Genomic DNA, 14,552 nt, shown 5'->3' with positions numbered 1-14,552 from the left:
CGCGGGGCGCCGCGGGCTACGCGCCGGGGCACTCCTTCCACGCCAGGTGGTACGTGGTCCTGATGCTTCCGTCCGTGGAGTCCATCGTCATGAAGCTCGTGGTCCGAGACGGGTCCGAACTGCCGGCACTGACCCGCAGTTCGGTGTTGATGTTGAAGTTGCGCAGTTCGCCACAGGGCGCCCAGACCAGCGCGGCGACGTCGACGCTGTCCGTGGTCTGCCAGTTGTCGTCCAGCGCGCCGCGGAAGGTGTGGCTGATGGCGTTGGTCTCGGGCGAGCCCTGGAAGTAGTAGCTGGCCTTCTCCACGCCGGAGGCGCCGCGCTCCAGGTGCGCGAAGCCGCGGTAGTCGGCCGCGGCGATCGCGTAGGTGAAGCCCTGCGGCACGTGCACGTTCAGGTTGAGCTGGCAGTTCTTGCGGAAGTCGGTCGGCTTGGAGCCGACGCCCACCTGGGCGACGTAGGCGCTGTACGTGACGGTGAAGGCCTCGTTGTCCGGCGAGACGGCCACGGCGGCGGTGCCGGCCGGACAGCCGGAACCGTTGACGGTGGCGACGTCGATGACGATCCGGTCCGGCGGCGGCAGGGTGGCGCCGCCCGGCTCCCAGGCCTGCGGGCCGAGCAGCGAGGCGGCCGCCACACCGCTCATGGCCAACGCACGTAACGTCATGGGGGGATTCCCTTCAGGTCGTTGAGGGGTCGCGACACCGGGTCGTGCACCCCGTTCCGGTGTCGCGTACACGACACCATGCGTCACCGTTCACGTACAGGATCCCCACAGGTTTCCCACAGGAATGGCCGACCGCCGTCACCCCTGGCGCGGAAGTGACGCATGAGATCCGGACAGTCACCCGGCGTGACGAGGGTCGGCTTCCCGCCATTCCCCCGCCGCGGCCGCCTCGCGCGCGAAGTCGCCGAAGTCGCGCGGCCCGCGCCCCAGCACCCGCCGTACGTCGTCGGTGACATGGGCGTTGCGGCCGTCGAGCAGGTCGCCGAAGAGCCCGGTGAGGAAGCCGGCGACCTCGCCCGGCAGGCCGGACCGCTCGAGCAGCGCCCCGTACTCCCGGGGCGGGACCGCGGTGTAGCGGACGTCCCGGCCGGTCGCCGCGCCGATCTCGGCCGCCGCCTCGCTGAACGTCAGCAGGCGCGGTCCGGTCAGCTCGTACGTGCGGCCCGCGTGGCCGTCCCCGGTCAGGGTGGCCACGGCGACGTCCGCGATGTCCCGGGTGTCGACGAAGGGTTCGCCGACCGTGCCGGCCGGGAAGACGATCCCGCCGTCGAGGACGCCGTCGCGGAGCACTCCCTCGGTGAAGTTCTGGCAGAACCAACTGGCCCGGAGCACCGTGCAGTCGGCGCGCCGTCCCGTACCGCGCGCTCGGCCGGCAGCGCCAGTTCCTCGCCGCGGGCGGAGAGCAGGACGGCCTTGCGCACCCCGCGCGCGGCGGCGAGGGCGGCGAAGTCGCCCAGGGTGGCCGCGGCCGCGGGGTCGCCGATGTCGGGGTGGTAGGCGAGGTAGGCCGCGTCCGCGCCGTCGAGCGCGGGCTCCCAGGTCTCGCGGTCCGCCCAGTCGAAGCGCGGCACGCCGCCGCGGGAGGCGGTGCGCACCGCGAAGCCGTGCGCCGCGAGGGCCGTCGCGACGCGGCGGCCGGTCTTGCCGGTACCGCCGAGGACGAGTGCGGTCCCGTTCCGGTGCCGTGCGGATGTCGGTGTCATGGCCTCAGTCAAGCCGCGCCGGCTGAGACGGACCATGGGTGAACGGCCCGTTCCCATACGCGGACGTCTACGCTGGGGGACATGGACGCACTCTCGGGCCTGCTCGACGGACCCCGTGCGCGGGGTGCCTTCCTGCTGCGCATGGTCATGGAACCGCCGTGGTCGGTGCGGATCGAGGACCGGGCGCCGCTGTGCGTGATGACGGTCGCGCGCGGCGGCGCCTGGGTCGTGCCCGAGGAGGGCGCGCCGGTGCGGCTGCGGCCCGGGGACGTGGCCGTGGCGCGCGGCCCCGTGCCGTACGCGGTCGCCGACCTCCCCTCGACCCCGCCGCACGCCTGGATCCTCCCCGGTGCGGTGTGCCGCACGGCGGACGGCCACGACCTGGCCGACGCGATGGCGCTGGGGGTGCGGACCTGGGGCAACCGGGCCGACGGCTCCGACGTCATGCTGGTCGGCACCTACGAGGTGGACGGCGCGGTCGGCCGCCGGTTGCTGGACGCGCTCCCCCCGCTCCTGGTGCTGCCGGCGCGCGAGTGGGAGAGCCCGCTGCCGCCGCTGCTGGCCGAGGAGATCGTCAAGGACGATCCGGGGCAAGAGGCGGTGCTGGACCGGTTGCTCGACCTGCTGCTGATCTCCGTGCTGCGGGCGTGGTTCGCCCGGCGCGGCGAGGCGGCCCCCGCGTGGTACCGGGCCTTCGCCGACCCCGTGGTGGGCCGGGCGCTGCGGCTGCTGCAGAACAACCCGGCCCACCCGTGGACGGTGGCGGGGCTGGCCGCCGAGGCGGGCGTGTCGCGGGCCGCGCTGGCCCGGCGCTTCGGCGAACTGGTGGGCGAGCCGCCCATGGCGTACCTGACCGGCTGGCGGCTGGCGCTCGCCGCCGATCTGCTGCTCGAACCGGACGCCACGCTCGGGGCGGTCGCCCGACGGGTCGGATACGGCAGCCCCTTCGCGCTGAGCGCCGCCTTCAAGCGGGTGCGGGGGGTGAGCCCCCAGGAGCACCGCGTCGGCGCGGCCCGGGCGGAGTGACACTGGAGAGAGGAGTCATGAACGGTTCGGTGGTTGTGGGACGCGTCTTCGGGGTTCCGCTCCGGATGCACTGGAGCGTCCCCGTCCTCGTCGTGCTGCTCGCCTACGGGCTCGGCCGCGAGACGCTGCCCGCCTGGGTCCCGGGCCTGTCGGCGACCGCCTACACCGTCGCGGCGGCCGTGGGCGCGGTCCTGCTGATGGCGAGCCTGCTCGCGCACGAGGTCGCCCACGCGGCGACGGCCCGGCGCGAGCACCTGTCGGTCGAGGACGTCACCCTGTGGGCCATGGGCGGCATGACGCGCATGGGGCGGCCCGGCTCCGCGGGCGCGGCTTTCCTGGTGGCGGTCAGCGGCCCGCTGGCGAGCCTGGTCATCGGCGGCGCCGCGCTCGGCGCGGGCATCGGCGTCGAAGCGGCGGCCCACCGCTCGGTGCCGGGGGCGCTGCTGATCTGGCTGGGCTGGGCGAACCTGCTGCTCGGCGTCTTCAACCTGCTGCCCGCCGCGCCCCTGGACGGCGGCCGGGTGCTGCAGGCGCTGCTGTGGTGGCGGACGGGAGACCGTGACCGCGCCGACCGGGTCGCCGGGCGCGGTGGGCAGGTACTCGGCTTCCTCTTCGTGGTGGTCGGGTGGCTCGCCTTCGCCCGCGGCATGGCCGGCGGCCTGTGGCTCGCCCTGGTCGGGCTCTTCATGGCCCTCACCGCAGGCGCCGAGCGCCAGCGCGCGGTCATCAGCGCCGCGTTGCGCGGCGTACGGCTCGCGGACGCCATGTCGGCCCCCGTCGTGACCGGCCCCGACTGGCTGCCGGTGGACCGCTTCATCGACGAGGTCGCGGTGGCCGCCCGCCATTCCACCCTGCCCCTGGTCGACTTCGACGGCCGCCTCAGCGGGGTGGTGCAGCTGCGCCGGCTCACGTCGGTCCCCGCGGACCGCCGCGCCGACGTGCGGGTCCGCGACGTCGCCGTCCCGCTGTCCAGGACCACCACCGGCACGCCGGAGGAACTCGTCAACGACGCGCTCGACCGCCTCCAGCCCGGCGCCGGCGGCGTCCGGGTCGTCGTCGTCGACGGCGGCCGCCCCATCGGCATCGTCACCGGCACCGACGTCACCCGGCTCGTCCAGCACCGCCGCATGACGGGCGGACGGCCCCCCGTCTGACCCGCCCGACGGCTGCGCGCCCGGCGCGGGCGGTCCAGGATGGAGCCATGCTGCTCGCGGAGCTCGCCCGGACGTCCCGGGAGGTGGCGGCCACGTCCGCCCGGTCGGAGAAGGTGGCGGCGCTGGCCCGGCTGCTGCGTACCGCGGAGCCCGACGAGGCGCCCGTGGTGGTCACGTACCTGGCGGGGCGACTGCCCCAGCGGCGCACCGGGGTGGGCTGGAGCACCCTGCGGGAGCGGCAGGAACCCGCCCCGGCGCCCCGGCTGACGGTGCACGAGGTCCACGGGACGCTCGACCGGATCGCCGCGGTCACCGGCAAGGGGGCGGCGGCCGAACGCAAACGACTGGTGGCGGAGCTCATGGGTGCGGCCACGGAGGAGGAGCAGGCGTTCCTGCTGGGGCTGATCGGCGGGGAGCTGCGGCAGGGGGCGCTCGACGCGCTCGCGGTCGAGGCGCTCGCCGTGGCGGCGGAGGCGCCCCCGCAGGACGTGCGACGCGCGGTGATGCTGGGCGGTTCCCTGGGCGCCGTCGCGCGGGCGCTGCTGGCCGGGGGGCCGGAGGCGCTCGCGGCGTTCCGGCTGGAGGTGGGGCGGCCGGTGCAGCCGATGCTCGCGCAGACCGCGAAGGACGTGGACGAGGCCCTGGACCGGCTGGGCCCGTGCGCGCTGGAGGAGAAGCTGGACGGCATCCGCGTCCAGGTGCACCGCATGGGCGAGGACGTGCGCGTGTATACCCGCACGCTGGACGAGATCACCGGCCGGCTGCCGGAAGTCGTCGCCGCCGCACGGGAGTTGGCCGTGGAGGAGGCCGTGCTCGACGGCGAGGTGATCTCCTTCGGCGAGGACGGCCGCCCCCGCGCCTTCCAGGAGACCTCCTCACGGGTGGGCTCGCGGCTGGACGTCGCGGCCGCCCGGGAGTCGCTGCCGGTGGCCCCGGTCTTCTTCGACCTGCTGTCGGTCGACGGCCGCGACCTGCTGGAGCTGTCCACCGCCGAGCGCCACGAGGAACTGGCCCGGGTCGCCCCCGCACCGCGCAGGGTGCGCCGGCTGGTGGCCGCCGACCCGGCCGACCCGGCCACCCGGCAGGCGGCCCGCGACTTCGCGGAGCAGGTGCTGGAACGGGGCCACGAGGGGATCGTCGCCAAGGCGCTCGACGCCCCGTACAGCGCCGGGCGGCGCGGGGCGGCCTGGCTCAAGGTCAAGCCGGTGCACACCCTCGACCTGGTGGTCCTCGCCGCCGAGTGGGGCCACGGCCGCCGCACCGGCAAGCTGTCCAACCTCCACCTGGGCGCCCGCCGCCCCGACGGCACCTTCGCGATGCTGGGCAAGACCTTCAAGGGCCTGACCGACGCCATGCTCGCCTGGCAGACCGGGCGCCTGCGGGAACTGGCCGTGAGCGACGACGGGTGGGTGGTCCGGGTCCGCCCGGAACTCGTCGTTGAGATCGCCTTCGACGGCCTGCAGCGCTCCACCCGCTACCCCGCGGGCGTCACGCTGCGCTTCGCCCGCGTCCTGCGCTACCGCGAGGACAAGACGGCCGCCGAGGCGGACACCGTCGAGACGGTGCTGGCCCTGCGGCCCTGAGCGTGGCCCGGCGCGGTCGGGGTGACCGCGCCGGGCCGGGATCACCGGTGGGCCACCAGGGCGAGCCGCTCCGCCAGTTCGTCGAGGGCGGCGTCCACCGTCTCCCGCTGGGCGCGGCTCAGCCGGGGCAGCGCGGTCCGCTCGCCGTCCGGGGCGGACGCTGCGAGGGCCCCCTCGGCGTGGCCCGGCTCACGGTCGGGCTCCGGCAGGTCCCCCCGGGTGCCGTCGGGGGTCGCCCGGGCGGTGGTGCCGAGGTCGCCGCCGCTGCCGAAGCCGGTCCGTCCGGTCAGCTCGAACTGCACGTGTTCTCCAGGATCTCGTGTGCCCGCGGCCCCGGTCGGGCCGGACCCATGCGGGCCTGTGACCAGTCCGCGCCCACGATCCGGGCGAGTACGCCCGGACGCGAGAGCCGCGGCCCGGGGCCGGACGACGGTATTGCGGGCCGCCCCCGGGGTCTTACGGTGCGTGATCACCTCATGCTAGGCAGGGCTTGCGGTCCCGGAGCTTTCCCAAAGGAATCGATGACCAAGAGTTCCGCCCCGGTTAACCCGCACCACGGGCCGGGCACCGCTCCGCGCTCCGCTCCCGGATGCCGAGGTCACCGTTCACCGAGCCCTTCTCCGGGAAGTCGCGCCGCGAACGCGGCGTAGGCCGCGTCGTCGAAGAGGACGAAGCGGACCTCCTCGACCTCGGTGTCCGCGTCCTGGACGGTGGCGACGGCGATGCGCGCGGCGTCCTCGACGGGCCAGCGGTAGACGCCGGTGGAGATCGCGGGGAAGGCGACCGTCTTCGCGCCCACCTCGTCGGCGATCCGCAGCGCCTCGCGGTGGCAGGAGGCCAGCAGCTCGGAGCGGTCCTCGCCGGCGCTGTGCACGGGGCCGACGGTGTGGATCACCCAGCGGGCCGGGAGCCGGCCGGCCGTGGTGGCGACGGCCTGTCCGGTCGGCAGACCGCGCCCGTACCGCGAGGCGCGCAGCGCACGGCACTCCTCGAGGATCTCCGGGCCGCCGCGGCGGTGGATGGCGCCGTCGACGCCGCCGCCCCCGAGCAGCGAGGAGTTGGCGGCGTTGACGACGGCGTCGACGGACTGCTGCGTGATGTCGCCCCGGACGAGGGTGATGCGTGCCATACCCGTGATCCTGCCACCGCGAGGTGCCCGGGCGCCCGGCCGTTCCCAGCGGGTCACCAGTCGCAGGGCACCCGCAGGTCGAGCAGTGAGTCGCAGAACTCCGCGGCGGGCTTCGGCCAGCCCTCGCGGTGCCAGTGCGCGATGCGCCAGCCCAGCCGTTTGGGCCACAGCGGCAGGTGCCGCAGGTCGTCGACGGGGACCCAGACGGGGACGGCGGCCTCCCCCAGGTCGAGGGAGGAGCGGGGGCCGATCTCGCCGTGCGCCTCGACGAGGAAGTAGTGCCCGGGGTGCGAGCCGCGGTGCACCCGGTTCACCCGGGCGATCTCCTGCCCGACGGTGCCGCTCAGCCCGGTCTCCTCCGCGAGTTCGCGCAGGACGGCCGTCTCGGGGGTCTCCCCCGGCTCGACCCCGCCGCCGGGGATCTCGTAGTAGTCGCCGCGCCGGTGGCGGTAGCGGATCAGCAGCATGTGCCCGTCGCGGATGATCACCGCGCCGGCCCGGGTCCGTTTGGGCGGCCGGCCGAGCGGCTCCTCCAGTACGAGGCGGCCCCGCCACCAGGGCGGGCCGTCCCAGGACCGCAGGATGGCCTCCCACGCCGTCCAGGGCGCGAGCGGCAGGTGCAGGGCCTCGGACCTGCTGAGCAGCCGGGTGGGCGGGGGGCCGGACGGCAGCGGCACGGCGGCCCGGTAGTACAGATGGGTGCCGCCGGTCGCGCGGACCTCCAGGCAGGGCCGGACGTCGGTCCTGACGTCGATGCCGAGGCCGTCGCGCGCCGCCGCGCGGGCGGTTTCCGCGGGGTCGCCGCGAGGCGGGACGGGGGCCTGCGGCAGGCTCAAGTCGCTGTGTACGGCGAGGCGTTGGTCGTGGAAGAGGATCACTCCCGCATGCAGTGAGGACATCCCGCCGACGCTAGCAGCGCCCACTGTCCGGGCCCCGCGATTATGCCGGGACATTGCCCTGCGCTCCCCGGCGCGGGTTGCGGCGGCCGTCTGGTGGTCGGCCCGCGCACGTCGCACCCTGGAGGGGAGGAGGCGAGCTGACATGACACGTCCGGTCGGTATTGACCTCGGCACCACCAATTCGGTGGTCTGCGCTCTGGAGGGCGGCGAGCCCACCGTCATCACCAACACGGAAGGGGCACGGACCACACCCTCGGTGGTGGCCTTCAGCAAGGGCGGCGAGGTCCTCGTCGGCGAGATCGCCAAGCGCCAGGCCGTGACCAACGTGGAGCGGACCGCGCGCTCGGCCAAGCGGCACATGGGCGACCCCGACTGGCGGTTCCCCGATTCCGGCACCATCGACGGCAAGCGCTTCACGGCCCAGGAGATCTCGGCCCGGGTGCTGCAGAAGCTGAAGCGGGACGCGGAGGCGTACCTGGGCGAGGACGTCACGGACGCGGTGATCACCGTGCCCGCGTACTTCGACGACGTCCAGCGCACCGCGACCAAGGAGGCCGGGGAGATCGCCGGCCTGAACGTGCTGCGGATCATCAACGAGCCCACGGCCGCGGCCCTGGCGTACGGCCTGGACAAGGAGAACGACCAGACGATCCTCGTCTTCGACCTGGGCGGCGGCACCTTCGACGTCTCCCTGCTGGACATCGGCGAGGGCGTGGTGGAGGTCAAGGCCACCAACGGCGACACGGAGCTGGGCGGCGACGACTGGGACCAGCGGGTCGTCGACCACCTCGTGGAGCGCTTCAAGAACGCGTACGGGCTGGACCTGGCCAAGGACAAGATGGCGCTGCAGCGGCTGCGCGAGGCGGCCGAGCGGGCGAAGATCGAGCTGTCCTCGTCCACCGAGACGACGATCAACCTGCCCTACATCACGGCCTCCGCCGAGGGCCCGCTGCACCTGGACGAGAAGCTCACCCGCGCCCAGTTCCAGCAGCTGACCGCGGACCTGCTGGAGCGCTGCAAGGGTCCCTTCCACCAGGCGGTGAAGGACGCGCGGATCAACGTCGCCGACGTCGACCACGTGATCCTGGTGGGCGGTTCGACCCGGATGCCGGCGGTGACGGAGCTGGTGAAGTCGCTGACCGGCAAGGAGCCGCACAAGGGCGTCAACCCGGACGAGGTCGTGGCGATCGGCGCCAGCCTCCAGGCCGGGGTGCTCAAGGGCGAGGTCAAGGACGTCCTGCTGCTGGACGTCACCCCGCTGTCCCTCGGCATCGAGACCAAGGGCGGCATCATGACCAAGCTGATCGAGCGCAACACGACCATCCCCACGAGGCGCTCGGAGATCTTCACGACGGCCGAGGACAACCAGCCGTCGGTGCAGATCCAGGTCTACCAGGGCGAACGCGAGATCGCGGCGTACAACAAGAAGCTCGGGGTGTTCGAGCTGACCGGTCTGCCGCCGGCGCCGCGCGGCATCCCGCAGATCGAGGTCTCCTTCGACATCGACGCCAACGGCATCATGCACGTGACGGCGAAGGACCTCGGCACCGGCAAGGAACAGAAGATGACCGTGACCGGCGGCTCCGGGCTGCCGAAGAGCGACATCGACCGCATGATGCGCGAGGCCGAGCAGTACGCGGAGGAGGACCACAAGCGCCGCGAGGAGGCCGAGACCCGCAACAACGCGGAGAGCCTGGTCTACTCCACCGAGAAGCTGCTGCGGGACAACCCCGACAAGGTCCCGGGCGACCTGAAGTCGGAGGTCGAGTCGGCGGTGGCGGACCTGAAGGAGCAGCTGAAGGGCGAGGACTCCGCCGGCATCCGCCGGGCGACCGAGCGGCTGACCGCCTCGGCGCAGAAGATCGGCACGGCGATGTACGCCCAGGCCCAGGCGGAACGGTCCGCGGCGGGCGAGGGCGGGGCCCCGCATGCGGCGCCGCCGGAGGGCGACGAGGACGTGGTGGACGCCGAGATCGTCGACGACGACAAGCGGGAGGGAGGCACGGCGTGAACCGGGCCGGTCCGCCTCCGGGCGGCGGGCTGCGGGCGCGGCTCGTCGAACGCACGGCGGACCTGCAACGGCTCAAGGCCGAGTACGACAACTACCGCAAGCGCGTGCACCGGGACCGGCTGGCGGTGCGGGAGATCGCCGTCGCGAACGTGCTGCACGGACTGCTGCCGGTGCTGGACGCCGTCGACCGGGCGCGGGAGCTGGGCGAGGTGACCGGCGGCTTCCGCGCCGTGGTGGAGGTGCTGGAGGCACGGCTGGCGGAGCTCGGCCTGCGGTCGTTCGGCGAGCCCGGGGATCCCTTCGACCCGGCGCGTCACGAGGCGGTCGGCTCGTCGGGCGCCTACGGCGCGGACCGCCTCGTCTGCGGCACCGTCGTACGGTCCGGCTACCGGGTCGGCGGGCACCTGCTGCGCCCCGCGGAGGTGGTGGTCACCGGACCTGCGGGGGCACCGGCCCGGGTGCACCCTGGAGGCATGGAGACAACCCACAAGGTCGACGTGGCCCCGCTCGGGGCCGACCACCGTTACCGCAGGGTGCACATCCGGGGTGTGGGCTGGGAGCAGTTGGAGCGGGAGGAGTTCGAGCTGCGGGTGCGCGGGACCTTCCCGGACATCGACGTGTCGGACCCCGACCAGGTGCACTGGGCCGACCACCCTGGCGAGTGGCCGGACTGGCAGCCGGGCGAGGCCTGAGCGCGGCGGTCCGGGGGCGGTCGTGCCGCGGCCCGACGGTGGTTCAGCGGCGGTTCAGCGGGCGCCGGCGTCCAGGAGCGCGGCGATCCGCTCGACGGCGAAGGCGTAGCCCTGGACGCCGCAGCCCGCGATCACGGCGTCGGCCCGCGCCGAGACGTAGCTGTGGTGCCGGAAGGGCTCGCGCCGGTGGATGTTGGAGATGTGGACCTCGATCACGGGGAGGCCGTCGCAGGCGCTCAGGGCGTCCAGGATCGCCACCGAGGTGTGCGAGTAGGCGCCGGGGTTGATCACGATGCCCGCGTGGTGCTCGCGGGCCTCGTGGATCCAGTCGATCAGCTGTCCCTCGTGGTTGCTCTGCCGGCAGTCGGCGGTCCCGCCGAGCCGCGCCGCCGTCGCGGCGCACAGGGCCTCGACGTCGGCGAGGCTCTCGGAGCCGTAGATCTCGGGCTGCCGCCGGCCGAGCAGGTTGAGGTTGGGACCGTTGAGGACCATGATCGGCGCGCTCGCGAGGGTGCGGGTCATGGCCCCAAGGTCTACCACGTGATCACCCGAAGCTGACGGCGGCGTCCATCTCCCAGACCAGCACCTCGGCACCCTCGGCGCCGGCGGTGAGCCGCTGGCCCTCGGCCCCGGTGACGCGCACGGCGTCGCCCTTGGTGAGCAGGCCGGCGCCTTCGACGGCGACCTCGCCCTTGGCGACGTACAGGTGCACCAGGGGGGCGGTGGGCAGGGCCAGGGTCTGCTGCGGCGTCATGCGCGCGGCCTGCAGCGCGGCGTGCTTCTGGGCGATGGAGATGGCCCGCTCGTCGCGGTCGCGGTCCATTCCGGAGGCGACGGTGACCCAGCCGCCGCGGGCGAGTTCGTCGTTGATGTCGAGCTGCTCGTAGCCCGGCTTGATGCCCTGCTCGTCGGGGAAGACCCACATCTGCACGAAGTGCACGGGGTCCTTGTGCTCCGGCGCGCCGGTCAGCTTCCAGCTGTCGTTCTTCTCGCTGTGCAGGATGCCGGTGCCCGCGCTCATCCGCTGGGCGAGGCCCGGGTAGATGACGCCGTTGTGGCCCTCGGAGTCCTGGTGGACCAGGCCGCCGTCGAGCACCCAGGTGACGATCTCCATGTCCCGGTGCGGGTGCGTGTCGAAGCCGGTGCCGGGGGCGACGACGTCGTCGTTGGAGACGAGCAGCAGACCGAAGTGGGTGTTCTTCGGGTCGTAGTGGTGGCTGAAGGAGAAGCAGTGGTGCGAGTCGAGCCAGCCGGCGCGGGTGTGGAACCGCTGGCCGGCGCGGCGGACATCCAGCTGGGTGGCCATCGGGGATCTCCTTCTGCGGGGTGCGTCTCTGTCGCCCAACCTAACATGTTGAATCTCGAACTATATTCCTTGGATGCCGTAGCTCCGCAGCTTGCGGTAGACCGTGGCCCGTGCGATGCCCAGCGCCTTCGCCGCCCGCGCCTTGTTGCCGCCGTGGGTGCGCAGCGCCTCCAGGATCGCGTCCCGTTCGGCCCGCTCCAGGCTGCCCAGACGGCGGCCGCCGGCCCCGCCGCGCACGGCGTCCGGCAGCTCCTCCGGGCGCACCGGACCGCTCAGCCGGCGCTCGTCCGCGAGGGTCCTGACGACCGTCGCCAGCTCGGCGACGTTGCCCGGCCAGGTGTGCCGCTCCAGGGTGCGCCGGGCCTCGACGGTCCAGGTCAGCGGCGGGTGGCCGGGAGCCGGTCGCGGGCTGAGGGCGGCGAGCAGCACCGGGAGGTCCTCGGGGCGCTCGCGCAGCGGCGGTACGGACAGCGAGCGCGCCGCCAGCCGGCCCAGCAGGCGGTCCAGGCACGGGTCCGTACGGTCCCCGGGGGTGTGGGTGGCGGTCAGCCGCAGGACGGGGCGCTGTTCGAGGAGCGCCACCAGCGCGGCCGCGGCACCGCCGTCCAGCGCCTCGACGTGGCGCACGAGCACCCGGCCCGGCACGGGGCGCACGGCCAGCCGCCGCACCCAGTCACGGGCCGCCGCACCGTTCACCAGCGCCGCGTCCAACTCCACGTCGCCGGCCCGGACGGCCCGGGCCAGCGTCGTCTTGCCGGTGCCGGGCTCCCCCGTCACCAGCAGCGGCCCCTGCTCGCCCCCGAGCCGCACCGCGCGGGCCACCGCCGCGCGCCAGGACAGCGACGCGCCCACGAGCCCGGGCAGCCTCGGCTCGGGGACCGCCGGCGGCCCGCCGGAGCCCTCCGCCGCCGCGGACAGGACGGCGACGGCACCGATGACCTCGCCGGAGTCCAGGACGGGGCTGAGCCGGGCCCGCCAGCCGCCGTCCGGCAGGGGCAGCTCGTACCCCTCGGTCCGGCCGTCGCGGACCATGCCGCCGGCCCGGCGCTCCAGCAGCGCCAGCGACTCGTCGGACAGCCGCCGCGCGGCCTCGGCGCTCACGATCCGCGTCCTGCCGTCGGCCGCGACGACCGCCCGGCCGTTCGGCCGCTCGCGCAGGTAGGCGCCGAGCAGCAGCTCTTCGGGGGATGTATCGGATTGAGACACGCCGGCGGTCTCCCTCTGATCCACGATCGGTTCGTTGCCATTTCAATTATCCGTCAAGGAGCCGCGTTGATGGAGACCGTCGAGACCGACGTGCTGATCGTGGGCAGTGGGCCGGCCGGCGCGAGCGCCGCGCTCGCGCTGAGCACGTACGGGGTGCCGAACATCGTCGTCACACGCTACGACAGGCTGGCCGACACCCCTCGGGCCCACATCACCAACCAGCGCACCATGGAGGTGCTGCGCGACCTCGGCGTCGAGCAGGAGGTCGTCGCCAAGGCCACTCCCCAGCACCTGATGGGGAACACCGTCTTCTGCACCAGCCTCGCGGGCGAGGAGCTGGGGCGGCTGCGCTCCTGGGGCAACGACCCGCTGGTGCAGGCCGCGCACGACCTGGCCAGCCCGAGCCGCATGTGCGACATGCCGCAGAACTGGATGGAGCCGGTGCTGGTCGAGGCGGCCGTGGCGCGCGGCACCCGGCTGCGCTACGGCACCGTCTACAAGTCCTTCGAGCAGGACGCCGACGGCGTGACGGCCGTGGTGGAGGACCGGCTGCGCGGCGACGAGTACGCCATCCGCGCCAAGTACCTCATCGGCGCCGACGGCGGACGCAGCAAGGTCGCCGAGGACGCGGGGCTGCCCATGGGCGGCAAGATGGGCGTGGCGGGCAGCGTCAACATCGTCTTCGAGGCCGACCTGTCCCGGTACGTCGCCCACCGCCCCAGCACCCTGTACTGGGTGCTCACCCCCGGCGCGACCGTGGGCGGCATCGGCGCGGGCCTGGTGCGCTGCGTGCGGCCGTGGAACGAATGGCTGATCGTGTGGGGCTACGACGTCGAGGGCGCGCCCCCGGACCTCACCGAGGAGTACGCCCTGTCGGTGGTCCGGCAGCTCATCGGCGACGACGACGTCCCGGTGACCATCCGCTCCTCCTCGGCGTGGACGGTCAACGAGATGTACGCCGAGACGTACTCCCACGGCCGGGTCTTCTGCGCCGGCGACGCCACCCACCGGCACCCGCCGTCCAACGGCCTCGGCTCCAACACCTCCATCCAGGACGCGTACAACCTGGCCTGGAAGCTGAAGCTGGTCCTGGACGGCACCGCCGCGCCCTCGCTGCTGGACACCTACACCGCCGAGCGGGCGCCCGTCGGCAAGCAGATCGTCACCCGCGCCAACAAGTCGATCGGCGAGACCGCCCCGGTCTTCGACGCGCTGGACCTGCTCACCCCGCAGAGCCCCGGGCAACTGATCGCCAACATGGAGTCCCGCAAGGACGCGACCCCGGCCGGCGAGAAGCGGCGCGCACGGCTGCGCGAGGCGATCGACTTCAAGCGGTACGAGTTCAACGCGCACGGCGTGGAGCTCAACCAGCGCTACGCCTCGGCCGCGGTCGTCCCGGACGGCACCGCCGACCCGGGCTTCGACCGCGATCCCGAGCTGTACCACCAGCCGAGCAGCCGCCCCGGCGCCAAGCTGCCGCACGCATGGCTGACGGCGGGCACCCGCACGCTGTCCACCCTCGACCTCGGCGGCGGGGGCCGGTTCGCGCTGCTGACCGGCATCGGCGGCGAGGCCTGGGTGGCGGCGGCCCGCGCTGCGGGCGCCGAGCTGGGGCTGGACATCGCGACCGCGGTGATCGGCCCCGGCCGGGAGTACGAGGACCCGTACGGCGACTGGGCGCGGGTGCGCGGCATCGGCGACACGGGCGCGCTGCTCGTCCGGCCGGACCTGTACGTGGCCTTCCGGCGCGCCGACGGGGCCGCCGACGACGCCGAGGCGCGGGCCGTGCTCGGCTCCGCGCTGCGGCGCATCCTGGGACGGGACTGACGAGGAGAG

The 14,552-nt window shown here is 74.0% G+C and carries 13 protein-coding genes and 1 pseudogene; 6 read left to right on the top strand and 8 right to left on the bottom strand.

The features are described 5' to 3' along the window. Nucleotides 1–16: 16 nt before the first annotated feature. Together ACFYYN_RS36665 and ACFYYN_RS36660 are read right to left on the bottom strand one after the other, a co-directional pair. Nucleotides 17–667, bottom strand: coding sequence for a DUF4360 domain-containing protein (locus ACFYYN_RS36665; RefSeq protein ID WP_500323903.1), 651 nt, complete (start codon nucleotides 665–667; stop codon nucleotides 17–19). A gap of 177 nt (nucleotides 668–844) precedes the next feature. Continuing rightward, nucleotides 845–1,710: pseudogene (locus ACFYYN_RS36660) on the bottom strand (Rossmann-fold NAD(P)-binding domain-containing protein). Between the two features lie 81 nt (nucleotides 1,711–1,791). Here ACFYYN_RS36660 and ACFYYN_RS36655 point away from each other — a divergent pair. Genes ACFYYN_RS36655 through ACFYYN_RS36645 form a run of 3 tightly spaced genes read left to right on the top strand, consistent with a single transcriptional unit; the run spans nucleotide 1,792 to nucleotide 5,473 of the window. After that, a complete protein-coding gene (locus ACFYYN_RS36655; protein WP_500323901.1) occupies nucleotides 1,792–2,736 on the top strand; it encodes an AraC family transcriptional regulator in 945 nt (314 codons plus the stop codon). Between the two features lie 17 nt (nucleotides 2,737–2,753). Beyond that, entirely contained in the window at nucleotides 2,754–3,890 is a 1,137-nt protein-coding gene (locus ACFYYN_RS36650; RefSeq protein ID WP_500549177.1) for a site-2 protease family protein, read from the top strand. 47 nt (nucleotides 3,891–3,937) lie between these two features. Beyond that, on the top strand, nucleotides 3,938–5,473 hold the full coding sequence (locus ACFYYN_RS36645; protein WP_500549176.1) for an ATP-dependent DNA ligase: 1,536 nt from the start codon (nucleotides 3,938–3,940) through the stop codon (nucleotides 5,471–5,473). A gap of 41 nt (nucleotides 5,474–5,514) precedes the next feature. On the opposite strand, the gene ACFYYN_RS36640 is transcribed toward ACFYYN_RS36645, so the two are convergent. From ACFYYN_RS36640 to ACFYYN_RS36630, 3 genes are all read right to left on the bottom strand, one after another. Further along, nucleotides 5,515–5,775, bottom strand: a complete 261-nt coding sequence (locus tag ACFYYN_RS36640; protein WP_500549175.1) for a hypothetical protein — start codon at nucleotides 5,773–5,775, stop codon at nucleotides 5,515–5,517. Between the two features lie 296 nt (nucleotides 5,776–6,071). After that, nucleotides 6,072–6,602, bottom strand: coding sequence for an O-acetyl-ADP-ribose deacetylase (locus ACFYYN_RS36635; RefSeq protein ID WP_500549174.1), 531 nt, complete (start codon nucleotides 6,600–6,602; stop codon nucleotides 6,072–6,074). A 53-nt stretch (nucleotides 6,603–6,655) separates the two neighbouring features. Then, a complete protein-coding gene (locus ACFYYN_RS36630; RefSeq protein ID WP_500549173.1) occupies nucleotides 6,656–7,501 on the bottom strand; it encodes an NUDIX domain-containing protein in 846 nt (281 codons plus the stop codon). A 142-nt stretch (nucleotides 7,502–7,643) separates the two neighbouring features. Between ACFYYN_RS36630 and dnaK the strand changes: the two genes are divergently transcribed. Both dnaK and grpE read left to right on the top strand, forming a co-directional pair. Further along, entirely contained in the window at nucleotides 7,644–9,512 is a 1,869-nt protein-coding gene (dnaK, locus tag ACFYYN_RS36625; RefSeq protein WP_500549172.1) for a molecular chaperone DnaK, read from the top strand. After that, a complete protein-coding gene (grpE, locus tag ACFYYN_RS36620) occupies nucleotides 9,509–10,204 on the top strand; it encodes a nucleotide exchange factor GrpE (RefSeq protein ID WP_499515242.1) in 696 nt (231 codons plus the stop codon). The genes dnaK and grpE overlap by 4 nt, the downstream gene beginning before the upstream one ends. Before the next feature lie 54 nt (nucleotides 10,205–10,258). On the opposite strand, the gene aroQ is transcribed toward grpE, so the two are convergent. Genes aroQ through ACFYYN_RS36605 form a run of 3 tightly spaced genes read right to left on the bottom strand, consistent with a single transcriptional unit; the run spans nucleotide 10,259 to nucleotide 12,716 of the window. Continuing rightward, a complete protein-coding gene (gene aroQ / locus ACFYYN_RS36615; RefSeq protein ID WP_500549171.1) occupies nucleotides 10,259–10,726 on the bottom strand; it encodes a type II 3-dehydroquinate dehydratase in 468 nt (155 codons plus the stop codon). Between the two features lie 22 nt (nucleotides 10,727–10,748). Beyond that, nucleotides 10,749–11,510 carry a pirin family protein gene (locus tag ACFYYN_RS36610; RefSeq protein ID WP_500549170.1) on the bottom strand — a complete coding sequence of 254 codons (762 nt, stop codon included), beginning with the start codon at nucleotides 11,508–11,510 and terminating at the stop codon, nucleotides 10,749–10,751. A gap of 60 nt (nucleotides 11,511–11,570) precedes the next feature. Continuing rightward, nucleotides 11,571–12,716 carry a helix-turn-helix domain-containing protein gene (locus ACFYYN_RS36605; RefSeq protein WP_500549169.1) on the bottom strand — a complete coding sequence of 382 codons (1,146 nt, stop codon included), beginning with the start codon at nucleotides 12,714–12,716 and terminating at the stop codon, nucleotides 11,571–11,573. Between the two features lie 69 nt (nucleotides 12,717–12,785). Here ACFYYN_RS36605 and ACFYYN_RS36600 point away from each other — a divergent pair, with 69 nt between their 5' ends. Further along, nucleotides 12,786–14,543, top strand: a complete 1,758-nt coding sequence (locus ACFYYN_RS36600) for an FAD-dependent oxidoreductase (RefSeq protein ID WP_500549168.1) — start codon at nucleotides 12,786–12,788, stop codon at nucleotides 14,541–14,543. Nucleotides 14,544–14,552 lie beyond the last annotated feature (9 nt).

It is taken from the genome of Streptomyces sp. NPDC001902 (assembly GCF_042891295.1).
GTDB lineage: Bacteria > Actinomycetota > Actinomycetes > Streptomycetales > Streptomycetaceae > Actinacidiphila.
This window is presented reverse-complemented; position numbering and strand designations above follow the sequence as displayed.